This window comes from Luteimicrobium album (assembly GCF_030161555.1).
Lineage (GTDB): Bacteria > Actinomycetota > Actinomycetes > Actinomycetales > Cellulomonadaceae > Luteimicrobium > Luteimicrobium album.
Genome location: NZ_BSUK01000001.1, coordinates 962690 through 977496, shown reverse-complemented (window position 1 = coordinate 977496; position 14807 = coordinate 962690). Strand labels below are relative to the sequence as shown.

Genomic DNA, 14807 nt, shown 5'->3' with positions numbered 1-14807 from the left:
CGCCGATCGCCCCGAACACGGCGCCGAACGCGAGCACCACGAGGAACGCGACGGCGGGGTTCATCTCGAGCGCCTTGGCCGAGACCTTGGGCGAGAAGATGTAGTTCTCGATCTGCTGGTACGCGATGATGAACGCCAGCACCGCCACGGCCTGCGGGATCCCCTGCGACGTGAGCGCCACGACGACGGGCAGCGCGCCGCCGATGTAGGTGCCGATCGTCGGGATGAACTGCGACACGATCCCTGTGAAGAGCGCGAGCGGCAGAGCGTACGGGGTCCGCAGGATCGTCAGGAAGACGAACGTGAAGGCGCTCGACAGCGCGGCCAGCACGACGCGCGACGTGATGAAGTCGGACGCCTTGCGCTGCGCCGTCTCCCACAGCGTGAGGACCTCGGTCTGCCGGTTCGGCGTGAGCCGCGCGCACACCGCCGCCCGGAACCGCGGACCCGCGGCCGACAGGTAGTAGACGACGAGCAGGATCGTCGTGATCGCGAACAGTGCCGAGACGACGGTCGAGCCGACGAGCAGGACGCCCGACGCGACGTCGTCGCCCCACCGTCCCATCGCGTCCTTGATGAGCTCGCCGGAGTCCGGGATGGTCACGTCGAAGGTCCGGGAGAGCCAGTCCTGGAGGTCGGAGTACATCGCTGGGACGTTCTTGAAGAGTGCGAGGAGCTGCTGGACGAACAGGTTGCCGAACAGCGCCACGATCACCAGCGCGAAGAGGATCGTCCCGACGAGCGCGGCCCCCGCCGCGAGGCCGCGCTTCCAACCGTGCCGCACGAGCCACAGGACGATCGGCTCGAGGGCGAGCGAGATGAAGAACGCGATCAGGACGTTGACGATCAGGCCCTTGAGCTGGAAGAACGCGTGCCACGCGAACGCCGCGACGAACACCGCGACCGCCGCCATCACGAGCCCGCGCGCGAACCACCGGGGCGGGCGCCTCGAGTCGTGCTGCAGGGGGCGCCCGTACGCGTCGTCGGTGGCGTCGTCGCCGGCAGCGACGGTCTGGGTGGTCACCGGTGCTCCTCCCGGGTCAGGACGTCGGGACGTCGGGCAGGGCGTGCATCTCCGTCACGGTCAGTCCGAGGTCGTGCAGGAGCGCGACGACCCCCGTGAGCGCGGCGGCGTCAGCGACACGGCACGTGAGCGCGGTCTCGTCGGGAGCGTCCCCCGGGCGCCGCTCGACGACCTCGATGTAGTCGTGCAGGGGGATGCCGGTGAGACGCCCCCGCACCCGGACGCTGTACATCACGGGCCCACCTCCTCGTCTTCCTCCACCTTCGGCCACGCGGACCTCGCTCCGCCTCATCCGCAGTGGGTGGTCCTCGGGCGGCTCAGGCGTCGGCCGGTTCCACCGCAGGCACCTGCCAGGTCGAGAGCTCATCGAGACGGGGCTGGTAGAGCCGGATCAACAGGTTCCAGCCCTCGGGCAGCGGGATCCGGTTCGGGACGTCCGCGTCCCACGCGCCGAGATGCACGGTGACGGAGCCGTCGTCGCCGGCGACGGCGAAGACCGCGTTCACGTTGTTGACCCCGAGATCGTTGGGTGCGAAGTAGCCGTCAGCGCCGCAGACGCTCAGCGTCATCTGGCACGACCTGGACGGCCTGGGTCGGGAACGGCGTCCTCAACGCCCGTGAGGGGCTCTGGGGCGAGCCGTCGGTGACCGTCGCGGGGCCCAACAGCGCCGTAGTCGGGGCGGTGCTCCAGCCGGCCGTAGCCGGGAAGCTCGCGGTGGCGGGGAAGCTCACGATCGACGGCGACGCGTCGGTGCTGGAAGCCTACGGCGCGCTGCTCGATGAGTTCGACCCGGACTTCCCGATCGTCACGCCGTGACCGGCTACCGCTCCCGCACCGACCGGACGTAGGACTCGAGCGCGAGGTCGTCGGCGGTCCTCTCCATCTTCGTGAGGAGGGCCGCCGACGGCGTCACCTGCCCCGACATGTACGTGGAGAGTCGCGAGGGCGAGGTTCCGATCGTCCGCGCGAACGCTGCTGCGGTCAGGTCGGAGCGGACGACGGCGCGCCGCACCCGTTCGGCGACGGCTCCGCGCTCTCCCGCCCTGGCGCGGTCGAGATTGCGCCGGAGCGAGTCGACCACTCCCTCGCGCTCGGCCACGCCGAGAACCTCCTCGAGCTCGGCGGCGACCTTGCCGAACGGGTCGCGCCGTACGGAGGAGACGATGCGGCGCCAGTGGGGCAGTGAGCCACGCTCGACCGCCGTCAGGAGCCCTTCGAACCCCCAGTCTTCGACCGGGTCGTCGGGAGTGGCGTCGATGTTGCGGAACCGGAGCATCGTCATCGTGCACCTTCCATGAGGTCTGCGAGCGCCTGGCAGGTCGCGACGACGTTGTCCCAGCGCTGCCACTTCGGTGCGACGCCCTTGTAGGACGCGAAGCTGCGGACGACCGTCGAGTCCCGTGGGCGTGGATCGGCGAGCTGCGCGACGAGCTGGGACGCCACCGGTGCCTCGTCGTGCACGCCGTCGGTGTAGTAGTCGTCGATCTCGGTCAGGACGGCGGCCGCGTGCTCGAGCCCGGCTGCGTCGGCGAGCGCGGCGACGTCCAGGTAGTCGCGCGCCTGGTTGCGCTTCACGATCAGGAACGCCTTGATGCGGAGCGTCTCGTCCATGGTCGGGACGCGGAGGGGTCGGCCGGAGCGGAGTCGTACCGTCTCGACCTCGAGCGGTCTCGTGCGGATGAGCTGACGGACGCCGGACTCGATGCCGCCGAGCTCGCCGAGGATGATCTTGCCGGGGGTGACGCGATTGGTCACCCAGTCCCCCTCACGCTCGAGAGCCTCGAGGACGGTGTCGAAACGATCCCGCAGGTTCGCGACGACGTGATCGTGGTCGAGCGAGAACCGGTGGCGGGCGTAGAGCGCGGCGGCGCTCCCGCCGACGAGGACGGCGTCGGGCACGAGTTCCTGCAGGCGGGCCGCAGAGTCCAGCAGATCGTCGAACCGGTCGTCCCCTTCGCGCCCCGATGCGGCGCGACCCTCCTCGCTCACCATGGGATTATCTTATCTGATAACTGCGGTCGGGGCGGCGGGAGCACCTATGCTCCTCGCAGGCTCTCCAGCAACGGGCGCCTGTGGCCCACGAGGCGGGAGCCCCATGGACACCTGGTTCGACGACGCCCTCCGCGCCCTCGGCGAGAGCGAGTGCGCCGAGCTCGCCCGCACGCACGACTGGGCGGCCGGTCCCCTCGGCGACCCGGCTACGTGGCCGTCGGAGCTGCGCGCCGCCGTCACGCTGTGCTTCAGCACCCGGTTCCCGGTCGTCGTCACCTGGGGCCCCGAGCTCACGATGATCTACAACGACGGCTACCGCGCGATGCTCGGGAGCGCCAAGCACCCGGCCGCGTTCGCGGCTCCCTTCCGGGTGGTCTGGGCGGAGATCTGGGACCAGGTCGGCCCGCTGTGCGACGAGGTCCTCGCCACCGGGAAGGCGGTCTGGCGCGTCGACATGCCGTTGCTCATGCACCGGTCGGGCTACGACGAGGAGACCTCGTTCACGTTCTCCTACTCCGCGCTGCGTGACGACGACGGCCAGGTCCGCGGGGTGCTCGACATCGCCGCCGAGACCACCGCCCACGTCGTCGCCGCCCGACGCCTCGACACCATCAGCGAGCTCGCGACCCGGCTCTTCGCGATCGAGGGCGGTGCCCAGGAGGTCGCCGACGCGGCGGTCGAGGAGCTCGCGGCCAGCGCGGACGTGGGGGCCGCCGAGGTGTGGGTCGAGCACGGAGGGGACGACGAGCGGGAGGTCGTCCACGCGGCGACCGGGACCGGGCCCCTCGTCCCCGAGGCACTGCTCGAGCAGGTCGCGCGGGGCAGGACCGTCGTCGAGCACGGCGACGTCCGGGTGCACCCGCTCGGTGCGCTGCGGCGCGACGTCACGGGGGCGCTCGCGGTCCGGGCCGCGCCGACCCGCCCGCTCGACCACGGCAACCGCGAGTTCCAGGCTCTCCTGGCGTCCAAGCTCGGCAACGCGGTCGGGGTCACGCTCGCGCACGAGCGGGAGGTCGACCACCTGCGCTCGGTGTCGGAGGTCCTCCAGCGTGCGATGCTCCCCGACCCGCTCCCGCCCGGCCGCTGGCACGTGCACTACGAGCCGGCGGAGTCGTCGCTCGAGGTCGGTGGCGACTGGTACGACGTGGTCCCGCTGGGCGGCTCGCGCTGGGGCGTCGTCGTGGGCGACTGCGTGGGGCACGGGCTCGAGGCCGCGACCCACATGGGGCAGCTCCGGGCTGCGGCGCGCGCCCTCCTGCTGACCGGTCGCGGCCCGGCTGCCACGCTCGAGGGCCTCGACCGCTATGCGCGCACCGTGCCGGGCTCGGAGTTCACGACCGTCGTGTGCGCCGTCGTGGACGAGCCGACCGGCGAGCTCACGTACTCCGCGGCCGGGCACCCTTTCCCGCTCGTCGTCGGCGCGGACGGGCACGCGTGGCTGCGCGGGGGCCGCGGCGGGCTGCTCGCCCTGCACGAGCGGCCGCGGACCGAGGCGACCCACCGCCTCCGGCCGGGCGACGCGCTCCTGCTCTTCACCGACGGGCTCGTCGAGCGGCGCGGCGAGAGCCTGCGGGCCGGCCTGGCGCGTCTGGCCTCCGTCGGGGCGCCCGTGGTGCGGGACGCGGACCGGCGCGAGGTCGGCGAGCTCCTCACGCGTGCCATGCGCCCGGACGGCGCGCCCGACGACATCGCCCTCGTCCTGTACGACGCCGCACCGGTGGGTGCGAGCACGGGCGTCGGCCTCGCCGCGGCTCCGTGACACCGGCCGGTGCCGCCTCGGCGGGGTGCAGAGGAGGTCAGCCCCGTGCCCAGACCAGCACGACGTCGCAGGGTGCGTGGTCGACGACGAACCGCGTGGGTGGGGCGAGGCTGTGCGGCCCCGGGCGGTCGCCGTCCCGCGAGCACACGAGCACGTCGGCGTCGCGGCACGCGTCGACCACCACGGTCTCGACGCGCTCGTGCCCGTGCGGGCTGCGCTCGTCGGTGCTCGAGGGCAGCCCCAGCCGCACCTGCGCGTCCTCGAGGAGGTGCGCGACGGCGTCGTGCAGGGGCGTGCCCGTCACGGCGGGCCCGCCACGGCCGAGCAGCCCCGCCGGGCCGGCGTGCCAGGCGTCCGCGGTGGCCGCGTCGTCGACGTGCAGCAGGACGACGTCCGCGTCACGGCCCTCGGCGAGCTCGCGGGCGGCGTCGACCGCGGCCTCCCACGTGCCCTCGGTGAGCCAGACCAGCACCCGCATGCTTCTCCCTATCGTCCGGTGACCCGCAGCCCCACCCAGAGTGCCGCGACCCCGACGACGAGGCACGCGGGGACCGTCGCGAGGCCGAGCCTCACGAACCTCCCGGCCGACGGCGTGTGGTCGTGCGCGTGCAGCACCTGGCGCCACAGCAGGGTGGCGAGCGAGCCGACGTAGGTGAGGTTGGGGCCGATGTTCACGCCCAGCAGCACCGCGAGCAGCAGCCCGGGGAGTGCGCGGTGAGCGGGACGAGGACGAGCGTCGCGGGCAGGTTGTTGAGGAGGTTCGCGAGCACGGCGGCCAGCCCGGCGACCGCGAGGAGCCCGAGGAAGTCGGTGCGGGCGGGCACGAGGTGCGCGACGCCGTCGCCGACCGGCCCGTTCCGGACGGCGAGCACGACGACGCCGAGCGCGAGCACGAACACGAGGAACGGCACGTTCGCCGCCCGCACCACCGCGGTCGCCTCGCGTCGCGGGGAGCGGACCAGCCGGGGCGCCGCGAGCGCCAGCGCCCCCGCGGCGGCCACCCACGCCGGCGCCACGCCGAACGGCTCGACGACGGCGAACCCCACGAGCGTCGCCGCGAGGACCACGAGGGCGAACCGGGGGGCGGGGGTGGCGGCGTCGTCGGGCACGCGGTGGACCGGGGTGGCGAGATCGCCGCGGAACCACCAGCGGAACACGCCGTACTCGACGGCGACCGTCGCGAGCCACGGGAGCGCCATGAGACCCGCGAAGCCCGCGAACGTCAGCCCGCTCGCGCCGAACGCGAGCAGGTTGGTGAGGTTCGAGACGGGCAGGAGCGTCGACGCGGTGTTGGCGAGGTGGGTGCTCGCGTAGACGCCGGGGCGCGCGCGGGCGCCGATCCGCGTCGCCGTCGCGAGCACGACCGGGGTCAGGAGCACCACGGTCGCGTCGAGGCTGAGGACGGCCGTGGTGACCGAGGCGACGACGAAGACCGCGCCCAGCAGGCGCCGCGGGCTGCCGCGCGACGCGCAGGCCATCACGCCGCCCGCCCACGCGAACACCCCGTCCTCACGGGCCAGCTCCGCGAGCACGAGGATCGCGGCGAGGAAGCCGACCGTCGGGCCGAGGGTGCGGGCCTCGTCGAGCGCGTCGTGCCACGGGACGAGGCCGAGCGCGATCACCAGGACCGCGGCGGGCAGCGCCCCCACCACCTCCGGCAGGCCGTACGGCCGGACCACCGCGAACACCAGCACCGCCACGAGGACGACGACGGCGACCACGGCACCGGCTGTCGTCGTCACGTCCACGTGCACAGCGTCCCACCCCTCCGAGCCCGTCGTCGGCGGGCGCAGATCCCGTGCTCGGCACATTGCCGGTGAGGGACACCGGGAGGGGTTGACGGCGGCCCGCGCGAGACCTATGGTCAACGTATCAGTTGATAAACATGCAGGTTGACTAAGAAGGATGCGATGACCGACGACGACGCCCGCGACTCCCGGCTCGACCAGGCCTTCACGGCCCTCGCCGACCCGGTGCGCCGCACGATCGTCGCCCGTCTCTCGCGCGGCCCCGCGACCGTGAACGAGCTCACCGAGCTCTTCCCGATCACCAAGCAGGCCGTGTCACGGCACGTCCAGGTCCTCGAGCATGCCGGGCTCATCACCCGCACGCGCGACGGCCAGCGCCGACCGTGCCACCTCGACCCCGCGGCCCTCGAGGAGCTCACGTCGTGGATCGACGGGCTCCGGCTCGCCACCGAGCGCAGCCACCGCCGCCTCGACGCCGTCCTGGCGTCCTTGAAGCAGGAGGAGTCATGAGCACCAACCCCACCACCGTCACCGCCGAGCCCGGCACCCCGTTCATCGACGTCGTCCGCGAGTTCGACGCCCCGCCGGAGCTCGTCTTCCGCGCGTACACCGAGCCCGAGCTCGTCGCGCAGTGGATCGGACCGCGCGCGCTCGAGATGGTCGTCGACCACTACGACGCCCGTACCGGCGGCTCCTGGGCCTACACCCACCGCGACCCGCAGGGAGGGAGTACGGGTTCCGCGGCACGTTCCACGAGGTCACGCCCGAGCGTCTCGTCCAGACCTTCGAGTTCGACGGCTACCCCGGTCACGTCGCGCTCGACACCGCGACCCTCGAGGCGCTCGACGGCGGCCGGACCCGGGTCACGACCCACTCCGTCTACCAGAGCGTCGAGGACCGCGACGGGATGGTCGCGAGCGGCATGGAGACCGGCCTCACCGAGGGCTACGAGCGGCTCGACGAGCTGCTCCCGACGCTCGCGGCGACGTCGGCGCGCTGACCCCGACGGGCTGGCTCGCCCCCTGAGGGCGGGTCAGCCCGCGCGTGCGACGTCGCCGACCGCAACCGAGGTCCCCTCGGCCGGGCAGCCGTTCACGTCGACCGACGACGCGCGGTCCGGTGCCCAGGCACCGCCGCCCTCGACCCGGTCGCCGACGGTCGCGACCGTCTTTCCCCAGTCGTTGAGAATGCGGAGCGGGCGGTCCTCGGCGGACCAGCCGTGCGGCCAGACGACGTACCCGCGCACCCCGTCGGGCCGCACGAACCAGAAGCACGCCGTGCCGTCGGCGGCGCCGGTGCCAACCGAGCCGTGAAGCGTCTCCGTGACGAGCGCGGTGTCCGGCTCGGAACCGGACAGTGGGGGCTTCGGGAGCGTCGCGACCGCGAGCGGGCCGGACGCCAGGCCGTGCTCGATGCGGAACCCCGCGAGCGTGCCCGCGCCGAGCGCCACCACCACCCCGACGGCCAGCAGGTCGCGGCGTCGTCGGCGACGCTTCACGCGCTTCCACTCCGGCACCGCCGGCCGCTCCGGGAGTGGCCGCTGGGCGGGTGTCGACGTCGTCTGCGTCGTCATGCGGCGAGCCTCCCACCGCCCGCCCGACGGCGCAGCCTCCCGCCCGCATTCGTGACCGACCTGCAACGTCGCCAGTCGATCTGGTTGCCGAGTCAGATGGCCCTCGGGCAGGGGAGGACGCAAGATCCCTCGGGCGAGGGTGGTGGGCGTCCTCCGCGACCCGGGAGGATCGGGCCCATGCTCGACGCCGCCACTGCACCCCCTGATCTCGCCACCTCGCGTCCGCGCGCGCGGACGCTAGGAAGGGGGCGTGGTCCGGCCAGTCCGCGCGCAGCGTCAGCACCTGGGTGGCTCCCGTGGCCCTGGGGCTCGTTGCCGGGATCGTCCTGCTGCTGACCCCCTCACGTGGGCCGATGCCGGTGGTGTGCTGCCCTCGTTCTGGGAGACGCAGCGGCTCGCCTATGGGGATGGCTACGTCCCCACCCTGGTGCTGCTCGTCACGGTGCCGATGGGGCTGTGCGCTGTCGCCGGAGTCGCGCTGTCCCGCGCCCGACCGCTGCTCGCCATGATCCTCGTCGTCGTACCGCTCGCCGTCGCGCCGCTCGTCGGGGTGTTCGTCTGGGGTTGGTGGCTCGCGGCGCTCCTGGCGGCCGCCGTCCTCGCGTACGACGGGGTCGTCGCACTCTGGCCGACGCTGGCCGCGGTGGTCGCCGTCGCGGTCTGGTACTGCGTCTCGGGTGCGGCAGCACTCACGCCCGTCGGCGCCGTGACGGCGGGCACCGATCCATCGATGTGGGGCACCTACGTCGAGCTCTACCTCGCGAGCGTGACGGTCGTCGTCGGGCTGGCCGGGATCGCCGGTGCGCTGCTGCGCTGGCAGCAGCGCGTGGGCTCGCGGGCGGAGATCGCCGAGGCCGAGGCGCGCGAGGCTCTCCAGGCCGAGGCCGCGACGTCCGAGCGGGCGCGCGCGGCCCACGACCTGCACGACGTCGTCGCGCACCACGTGTCGCTGGTCGCGGTCCGGGCGGAGAGCGCGCCGTACGTGCACCCGGAGCTCGACGCGACGGCGCGCGCGGTGCTCGGCGACATCGCGAACGACGCCCGCGACGCGCTCGACGAGCTCCGGCAGGTCCTCACGATCCTGCAGCGCGCGGGCCACGAGGACGCGCCCCGCCTCCCGCAGCCGGGCAGTGCGGACGTCGCGAGCCTGGTCGCCGACGCGCGGGCCGCGGGCCAGGACGTCGAGCTCGCCGGGCCGGTCCCGACCCTCCCGGCGGCGCAGGGCTACGTCGTCTACCGGGCGGTCCAGGAGGCGCTGACCAACGCGCGCCGGCACGCGCCCGGCCGCGTGGTGCGGGTCGAGGTGGCGGTGCGGTCCGGCGTCGTCGGGGTCCGGGTCACGAATCCGCTCGCCGACGCCGGGTCGGGCACCCCGGACGCCGGACGGGGCCTTCTCGGGATGCGCGAGCGGGCCGAGGCGCTGGGCGGGGCCGCGGACCACGCCGTGGACGACGGCACGTTCGTCCTGAGCGTCAGCCTGCCCCTGGCCGCGGGCGAGGGGAGCGGTGACGCGCGTCGTCGTCGCGGACGACCAGCCCGTGGTCCTCGAGGGGTTCGCCGCGATCCTCGCCGCGGCCCCCGACCTGGAGATCGTCGGCACCGCGCCCGACGGCGAGGAGCTCGTGGCGCTCGTCGGGCGGACGCAGCCCGACGTCGCGGTCGTCGACGTGCGCATGCCCGTGCTCGACGGCATCGCCGCGACGGCGCGGGTCGTCGCCGAGCACCCGGACACCCGGGTGCTGGTCCTCACCACGTTCGACCTCGACGAGTACGTCTACGACGCCCTGCAGGCCGGGGCGTCGGGGTTCCTGCTCAAGGACGTCACGGCGGCGCGGCTCGTGGAGGGGGTGCGGGCGGTCGCGGACGGCTCGATGCTCCTCGGCCCGAACGTGACCCGACGCCTCGTCCAGGACGTCGCCGCGAGGTCGCACCCGGCGTCGTCGGCTGGTCGTGCGCCGTCGGGCGGCCCTGCGCCGTCGGACGCGCCCGGTCTCGCGGACCTGACCCCGCGCGAGACGGAGGTGCTGCTCGCCGTGGCGCGGGGACTGTCGAACGCCGAGATCGCGGGCGAGCTCGTGATCGGGGAGGAGACCGTGAAGTCGCACGTGTCCGAGGTGCTCCGCAAGCTCGGCTGCCGCGGTCGCGTGCAGCTCGTGATCGCGGCCTACGAGGCGGGCCTGGTCTGAGTGGTCGCCGTCCACAGGCGCGCGTACCGGCCGCCGCGTGCGACGAGCTCGTCGTGCGTGCCCTCCTCCACGACGTGGCCGTCGTCGAGCACGACCACCCGGTCCGCGGCCTCGGCCTGTCCGAGCCGGTGCGCGACCACGAGGCAGGCGCGGCCCGCGGCGACGGCGTCGACCGCGGCGTCCAGCCCGCGCCCGAGCTCGCCGGCCTCGGACGTCGCCTCGTCGAGCACGACGACTCCCGGGTCGGCCAGCAGGGCGCGCGTGAGGGCGAGGTGCTGGATGCGGGCGGCGTCGAGGGTGCCCGCCGGCACCGACCCGCGTCGCGAGACCGTCGGGGAGCGCGTCGACCCAGGCGAGCGCGTCGGTGCTCGCGAGCGCGGTGCGCAGCTCCTCGTCGGTGGCGCGAGGCGCCACGAGTCGCAGGTTCTCGGCGACGGTCCCGGCGAACAGGTGCGCGTCCTGCGTGACGACGAGCACGTCGCCACGACGTCGGACGAGCCCTTCGCGGGCGGGGTGCAGATCGCCGACGACGCTCGCGAGCGTGGACTTGCCGGATCCGCTGCGCCCGACGAGCGCGACCCGTTCCCCGGCCCGCAGGCGGAGCGTGACGCCGTGCAGCACGTCTGGGCGTTCGCCGTAGCCGGCGGTCAGCCCGACGACGTCGAGCGCCACGGTGGGGTCCGCCGGCTCGGAGGGCGGGCCGGGCGCGGCCGAGGTGGTGGGTGCCGCGTCGAGCACCCCGACGAGTCGCGCGAGCGCCGCGGTCGCCTGCTGGACGGTGTCGAACGTCGCGAGGAACCCGTTGACGGGGCCGAAGAGGCCGACGAAGAACAGGGCGGCGGTCGTCGCCTGCCCGGCCGTCGCCTCACCGGCCCGGACGAGGAGGAAGCCCGTGGTCAGGACGGCCGTGAGGCCGATCGCCTCGGCGACGTTGAGCCGACCGTAGAACCGGGTAGACGCGCGGACGGTGCGCAGGCGGGCTGCGACGGATTCCGTGGACGCCGTCGCGACGGTGTCGTGCGTCACCGGGCCGAGCCGCAGCGCCCGCACGGTCGGCAGCGCGCCGAAGGCCGCGAGCTCGGCGGCCGTGCGGGCGCCGTCGGCGGTGCGCGAGCCCGCGTACAGGGGCGTGCGGCGCGCACGTACCACCGCAGCGTCCATGCCTGCACGGGCACCGCGAGCAGCCCGGCGACGGCGAAGCGCCAGTCCAGGGTCGCGAGGCCTCCGACCGTGAGCAGGATCGTGCAGCCGGAACCCAGGAACGTCCGCAGCGCTCCTTGCGCCGCCTGCACGACCTGGTCGGAGTCGCCCGCGACCCGCGCGACGAGGTCGCCCGTCGTGGTGCGCTCGACGGTCTCGGCGGGAAGCCGGAGCGCGGCGTCGAGCACCTCGGTGCGCAGTCGCGCGACGCGGGGAGCACGAGGCGCGCGAGCAGCGCCTGCGAGGTCCGCACGAGGACGCCGGCCGCGACCGCCGCGACGACGAGCAGCACGACGGGCGCCACGAGCGCCTCCGTGCCGCGCTCGTCGACGACGGCCTGGGTGAGACGGCCGACGGCGACGGGCGGGACGAGCGGGACCACGCTGGTGGCCACGACGGCGAGGGTGGTGAGCGTCGTGAGCACCCGGGCGCCGCGCAGTGCGCCGCGGACGTAGCCGCGGACCGTGTCGGGAGCGGCCACGGGGAGCAGCGAGGCGGCGCGGCCGATCGCCGGGCCGGTCATGCGACGGCCCCGACGTGCCCCGCGGGCGCTCCGGTGGTCAGCGGATCGAGCGCGGGCTCGCGTCCCGCGTCCAGGTCGACGACCCGGTCGCAGCGCGCGAGCAGGACGCCGCTCGTGGCGACGACGACCGTCGTCAGCCCGGCCCGCGCCGCACGCAGCCCCTCGGCGACCTGGGCTGCCGTGACGGGGTCGAGGGCCGAGGTCGGGTCGTGCAGGACGAGCACCGGCGCCTCGGCGGCGAGCGCGCGGGCGAGCGCGACCCGTTGGCGCTGCCCGCCCGAGAGCGTGCGACCGTTCTCGCCGAGCGGCGCGTCGGGGTCGTTCTCGAGGGCCTGGACGACGTCGTCGAGCGCGGCCGAGCGGACGAGGCTCGGCAGGTCGGCGACTCCCGAGGCGAGCACGCCGAGGTTGCCCGCGAGGGTGGGCGCCAGCAGGGGGCGTCGTGGGGCGAGACGAGGACCGCGCGGCGCAGGTCGTCGAGCGCGAACGCGTCGAACGGGGTGCCGTCGAGCGTGAGCCTGCCTGACGGCGGATCGGCTTCCCGGGCGAGGAACCGTACGAGGTCGCGCGCCAGGGCGGCGTCGCGGGTCGCGAGGGCGGTGAGCTCGCCGGCCTCGGCCCGCCAGCCGACGAGCCGTTCCGGCGCGCCGCGTCCGGAGCCGGGCCCCGCGTCGTCGAGCACGAACGCGAGGGCCGGCGCACCGACCGGCGGGGCGGGCTCCCCGGCTGCGGGCGGCTGGTCGGCGACGGCACGGTCCCGGGAGAGCACGGCCTCCACGCGTGCCGCGGACGCGCGGGCCCTCGCCCAGGCGCTCGACGCGCCGGCGAGCGTCTCGAGCGGGTCGACGAGCACCTGCGCCAGCCCGACGGCGGCGACGAGCGCCCCGAGGCCGAGCGACCCTCGCAGTGCGAGGAACCCGCCGACGGTGGCGGTGGCAGCGAGGTAGGCGCCCGTCAGCAGCGCGGCGACCCCGTCGATCGTGCCCTCGGTCGTCGTGGCACGGATCGCGGCCGCCGCGGCGCGGTCGCTCAGCAGCGCGAACCGCGCGCCTACCGTCCGCCCGGCGTGCAGCCCGTGGACGACGCGCAGCCCGCGCACGGTGTCCTCCGCGCTCGTCGCGGCGTCGGCGGCGGCCTCCTGCTCGGTGTGCGAGGCGCGGTCGAGGCGGTGCGACGCGCTGCGGACGGCCAGCACGAGCGCGATCGTCCCGCCGACGACGACGAGCGCCAGGACGGGCGACGTCCACGCGAGCGCGACCCCCGCGACGACGACGACGCACGCTGCCGAGGCGGTGGACGCGATCGCTCCGGCGAGGTCGCCGACGCGCTCGGCGTCTGCGTCGGAGCGCACCAGCAGGTCGCCGGGGGCGGCGTCGGCGCCGCCGGCGGGGTCGAGGACACGGCCCACGACCCGCAGGCGGACGGTGTGCGCGACGTTCGCCCGTGCTCGGGCGCGGACGCGGGCACCGAACCGGTAGGACAGCGACAGGAAGACGAAGTCGGCGACGAGAGCGACGAGCCAGAGCGCGAGCCGCACGCCGTCGTGGCCCGCCACGGCGTCCGCGACGGCAGCCCCGACGATCACCGGGACGAGCGCCTCGCCGAGCTGGTGCTGGCTCAGCAGGACGCTCGCGCCCAGGACGTCGCGTCGGTGCGTCGCCAGCGCGATGCGCAGCAGAGGGATGCCGGGGGCCGCGTCGGGCGGGCGGGGTGTGCGATCCACCGTGCCACGCTAGGGTCCGGGGTGGGCTGGCGGATACCAGCTAGCCCGACAGGTGCTGTCGAGTATCGGTCGTGAGCGCGGGACAGGTCGCCCGCCGCCGTCGGGAGGGGTGCCCGTGTCCGTGGGGGCGATCGGGATCACGCGTTTCGAGATGGAGCGCGGCCAGCAGTTCCGGCGGCACGTCCACGAGGAGCACCAGCTCGCGTGGGTCAGCCGGGGCGTCCTCATGGTCGAGGTCGGCGACCGCTACTGGGTCCTGCCGCCGTCGCTCGCGCTCTGGGTGCCCGCCGGGACGTGGCACGCGACGATCGCCGTCCACGAGGCCGTGATGGAGGGCGTCTACGTCGAGCCGGCCGCCACGGACCGCTGGGCGGAGCCCACCGTGGTCGCGATGACGCCGCTCGCGCGCGAGCTCCTCGGCTACCTCGGTGGCACCCTGCGCGCGGCCGAGCGCGGCCGCGCCGAGCGCGTCCTGCTCGACGTCCTCGAGCCCGTCGACGGCGCCACGATCGACCTGCCGATGCCGAGCGACGACCGCGCGCGTGCCGTCGCCCAGCTCGTGCTGGGCGACCCCGGGGGCACGCCTCGCTCGACGTCCTGGGCCGCGAGGTCGGGGCGAGCGCACGCACCCTGCTCCGCCTCTTCGTGGCCGAGACCGGCATGACGTTCGCGCAGTGGCGTGCTCACGCGCGCCTCCAGGGCGCGGTGGCGATGCTTGCCTCGGGCGAGCCTGTGAGCCGTGTCGCCACACGTGTCGGATACACGACGTCGAGTGCCTTCGTGGCTGCCTTCCGACGCGTGACCGGACGGACTCCGGGCGCGTACTTCGCGCCGCAGGGCTAGCCGAGGTGGCTCCTGGGCTCCGGACGGCCGCCCGTCCTGGAGCGCCTGCCGTGTCGGATGGGCGACATCCGACGGCGAGAACACGGTGTGTACGCGACACCTGGTCGCCCGCTACTCTCGACCCGCCCAGTTTGCTAAGCCTTACCTAACTTCGCGTCGCCGCCGAGCGACGCGGCGCAGGCTGCACCGGGCCGCCACTTGAGCCTCGCGGCGCCCCGCGCCGCCCTCCGGAAGG

General features: G+C 74.6%; 17 protein-coding genes and 5 pseudogenes. 8 read left to right on the top strand and 14 right to left on the bottom strand.

Features of this window, described 5'->3' with window-relative positions:
- Positions 1–7: 7 nt before the first annotated feature.
- From QQK45_RS04955 to QQK45_RS04945, 3 genes and pseudogenes are all read right to left on the bottom strand, one after another.
- Positions 8–913: pseudogene (locus tag QQK45_RS04955) on the bottom strand (AI-2E family transporter); the annotation flags it as partial.
- 127 nt (positions 914–1040) lie between these two features.
- Entirely contained in the window at positions 1041–1256 is a 216-nt protein-coding gene (locus tag QQK45_RS04950; RefSeq protein ID WP_488803261.1) for a hypothetical protein, read from the bottom strand.
- Positions 1257–1341: 85 nt separating this feature from the next.
- Complete coding sequence (locus QQK45_RS04945; RefSeq protein ID WP_284295146.1) at positions 1342–1593, bottom strand: hypothetical protein; 252 nt, start codon at positions 1591–1593, stop codon at positions 1342–1344.
- Between QQK45_RS04945 and QQK45_RS04940 the strand changes: the two genes are divergently transcribed.
- Complete coding sequence (locus QQK45_RS04940) at positions 1554–1841, top strand: alkyl sulfatase C-terminal domain-containing protein (RefSeq protein ID WP_284292311.1); 288 nt, start codon at positions 1554–1556, stop codon at positions 1839–1841. The genes QQK45_RS04945 and QQK45_RS04940 overlap by 40 nt on opposite strands.
- Positions 1842–1845: 4 nt before the next feature.
- Here QQK45_RS04940 and QQK45_RS04935 read toward each other — a convergent pair whose 3' ends face one another.
- The gene (locus QQK45_RS04935; RefSeq protein WP_284292310.1) at positions 1846–2307 is read right to left on the bottom strand and encodes a helix-turn-helix domain-containing protein; all 462 of its coding nucleotides are present in this window, start codon (positions 2305–2307) and stop codon (positions 1846–1848) included.
- Positions 2304–3017, bottom strand: a complete 714-nt coding sequence (locus QQK45_RS04930) for a hypothetical protein (RefSeq protein WP_284292309.1) — start codon at positions 3015–3017, stop codon at positions 2304–2306. The genes QQK45_RS04935 and QQK45_RS04930 overlap by 4 nt, the downstream gene beginning before the upstream one ends.
- Before the next feature lie 103 nt (positions 3018–3120).
- On the opposite strand from QQK45_RS04930, the gene QQK45_RS04925 reads away from it, so the two are divergent.
- A complete protein-coding gene (locus QQK45_RS04925; protein WP_284292308.1) occupies positions 3121–4776 on the top strand; it encodes a PP2C family protein-serine/threonine phosphatase in 1656 nt (551 codons plus the stop codon).
- A 37-nt stretch (positions 4777–4813) separates the two neighbouring features.
- On the opposite strand, the gene QQK45_RS04920 is transcribed toward QQK45_RS04925, so the two are convergent.
- The 3 genes from QQK45_RS04920 to QQK45_RS04910 are packed head-to-tail and all read right to left on the bottom strand — an operon-like array spanning position 4814 to position 6518.
- On the bottom strand, positions 4814–5254 hold the full coding sequence (locus tag QQK45_RS04920; RefSeq protein ID WP_284292307.1) for a universal stress protein: 441 nt from the start codon (positions 5252–5254) through the stop codon (positions 4814–4816).
- Between the two features lie 8 nt (positions 5255–5262).
- Positions 5263–5463, bottom strand: coding sequence for an ArsB/NhaD family transporter (locus QQK45_RS04915; protein WP_284292306.1), 201 nt, complete (start codon positions 5461–5463; stop codon positions 5263–5265).
- Positions 5448–6518 (bottom strand): SLC13 family permease, encoded by a 1071-nt coding sequence (locus tag QQK45_RS04910; protein WP_284292305.1) that lies wholly within the window; start codon positions 6516–6518, stop codon positions 5448–5450. Before QQK45_RS04910 ends, QQK45_RS04915 begins: the two co-directional genes overlap by 16 nt.
- Positions 6519–6686: 168 nt before the next feature.
- Here QQK45_RS04910 and QQK45_RS04905 point away from each other — a divergent pair, with 168 nt between their 5' ends.
- Positions 6687–7034: an ArsR/SmtB family transcription factor gene (locus tag QQK45_RS04905; RefSeq protein ID WP_284292303.1), complete on the top strand. Its 348-nt coding sequence runs from the start codon at positions 6687–6689 to the stop codon at positions 7032–7034.
- A pseudogene (locus tag QQK45_RS04900) lies at positions 7031–7524 on the top strand (SRPBCC family protein). The gene QQK45_RS04905 and the pseudogene QQK45_RS04900 overlap by 4 nt, the downstream one beginning before the upstream one ends.
- 33 nt (positions 7525–7557) lie before the next feature.
- On the opposite strand, the gene QQK45_RS04895 reads toward QQK45_RS04900, so the two are convergent.
- Positions 7558–8097: a hypothetical protein gene (locus tag QQK45_RS04895; protein ID WP_284292302.1), complete on the bottom strand. Its 540-nt coding sequence runs from the start codon at positions 8095–8097 to the stop codon at positions 7558–7560.
- Positions 8098–8545: 448 nt separating this feature from the next.
- Here QQK45_RS04895 and QQK45_RS22940 point away from each other — a divergent pair.
- Positions 8546–9124 (top strand): annotated as a pseudogene (locus QQK45_RS22940) (histidine kinase); the annotation flags it as partial.
- A gap of 478 nt (positions 9125–9602) precedes the next feature.
- A complete protein-coding gene (locus QQK45_RS04885) occupies positions 9603–10283 on the top strand; it encodes a response regulator transcription factor (RefSeq protein ID WP_284292300.1) in 681 nt (226 codons plus the stop codon).
- On the opposite strand, the gene QQK45_RS04880 is transcribed toward QQK45_RS04885, so the two are convergent.
- The 5 genes and pseudogenes from QQK45_RS04880 to QQK45_RS04865 form a co-directional block, all read right to left on the bottom strand.
- Complete coding sequence (locus QQK45_RS04880) at positions 10262–10594, bottom strand: ABC transporter ATP-binding protein (RefSeq protein ID WP_284292299.1); 333 nt, start codon at positions 10592–10594, stop codon at positions 10262–10264. The two genes, QQK45_RS04885 and QQK45_RS04880, sit on opposite strands and share 22 nt — an antisense overlap.
- 61 nt (positions 10595–10655) lie before the next feature.
- Positions 10656–10904 (bottom strand): annotated as a pseudogene (locus tag QQK45_RS22935) (ATP-binding cassette domain-containing protein); the annotation flags it as partial.
- Positions 10905–11305: 401 nt separating this feature from the next.
- On the bottom strand, positions 11306–11683 hold the full coding sequence (locus QQK45_RS04875; RefSeq protein ID WP_284294951.1) for an ABC transporter transmembrane domain-containing protein: 378 nt from the start codon (positions 11681–11683) through the stop codon (positions 11306–11308).
- Positions 11684–12002: 319 nt separating this feature from the next.
- A complete protein-coding gene (locus QQK45_RS04870) occupies positions 12003–12407 on the bottom strand; it encodes an ATP-binding cassette domain-containing protein (RefSeq protein ID WP_284292298.1) in 405 nt (134 codons plus the stop codon).
- Positions 12408–12853: 446 nt separating this feature from the next.
- Positions 12854–13729: pseudogene (locus QQK45_RS04865) on the bottom strand (ABC transporter transmembrane domain-containing protein); the annotation flags it as partial.
- A 115-nt stretch (positions 13730–13844) separates the two neighbouring features.
- Between QQK45_RS04865 and QQK45_RS04860 the strand changes: the two are divergent.
- On the top strand, positions 13845–14393 hold the full coding sequence (locus QQK45_RS04860; protein WP_284292297.1) for an AraC family ligand binding domain-containing protein: 549 nt from the start codon (positions 13845–13847) through the stop codon (positions 14391–14393).
- Positions 14390–14572 carry a helix-turn-helix domain-containing protein gene (locus QQK45_RS22930; protein ID WP_431310229.1) on the top strand — a complete coding sequence of 61 codons (183 nt, stop codon included), beginning with the start codon at positions 14390–14392 and terminating at the stop codon, positions 14570–14572. Before QQK45_RS04860 ends, QQK45_RS22930 begins: the two co-directional genes overlap by 4 nt.
- Positions 14573–14807: the final 235 nt, after the last annotated feature.

What these genes read in the sequence shown, in the direction of transcription:
- QQK45_RS04895 (WP_284292302.1), bottom strand. Translation starts at nt 8,097, where the DNA reads ATGACGACGCAGACGACGTCGACACCCGCCCAGCGGCCACTCCCGGAG.
- QQK45_RS04945 (WP_284295146.1), bottom strand. Translation starts at nt 1,593, where the DNA reads ATGACGCTGAGCGTCTGCGGCGCTGACGGCTACTTCGCACCCAACGAT.
- QQK45_RS04925 (WP_284292308.1), top strand. Translation starts at nt 3,121, where the DNA reads ATGGACACCTGGTTCGACGACGCCCTCCGCGCCCTCGGCGAGAGCGAG.
- QQK45_RS22930 (WP_431310229.1), top strand. Translation starts at nt 14,390, where the DNA reads ATGACGTTCGCGCAGTGGCGTGCTCACGCGCGCCTCCAGGGCGCGGTG.
- QQK45_RS04935 (WP_284292310.1), bottom strand. Translation starts at nt 2,307, where the DNA reads ATGACGATGCTCCGGTTCCGCAACATCGACGCCACTCCCGACGACCCG.
- QQK45_RS04905 (WP_284292303.1), top strand. Translation starts at nt 6,687, where the DNA reads ATGACCGACGACGACGCCCGCGACTCCCGGCTCGACCAGGCCTTCACG.
- QQK45_RS04930 (WP_284292309.1), bottom strand. Translation starts at nt 3,017, where the DNA reads ATGGTGAGCGAGGAGGGTCGCGCCGCATCGGGGCGCGAAGGGGACGAC.
- QQK45_RS04950 (WP_488803261.1), bottom strand. Translation starts at nt 1,256, where the DNA reads ATGTACAGCGTCCGGGTGCGGGGGCGTCTCACCGGCATCCCCCTGCAC.
- QQK45_RS04920 (WP_284292307.1), bottom strand. Translation starts at nt 5,254, where the DNA reads ATGCGGGTGCTGGTCTGGCTCACCGAGGGCACGTGGGAGGCCGCGGTC.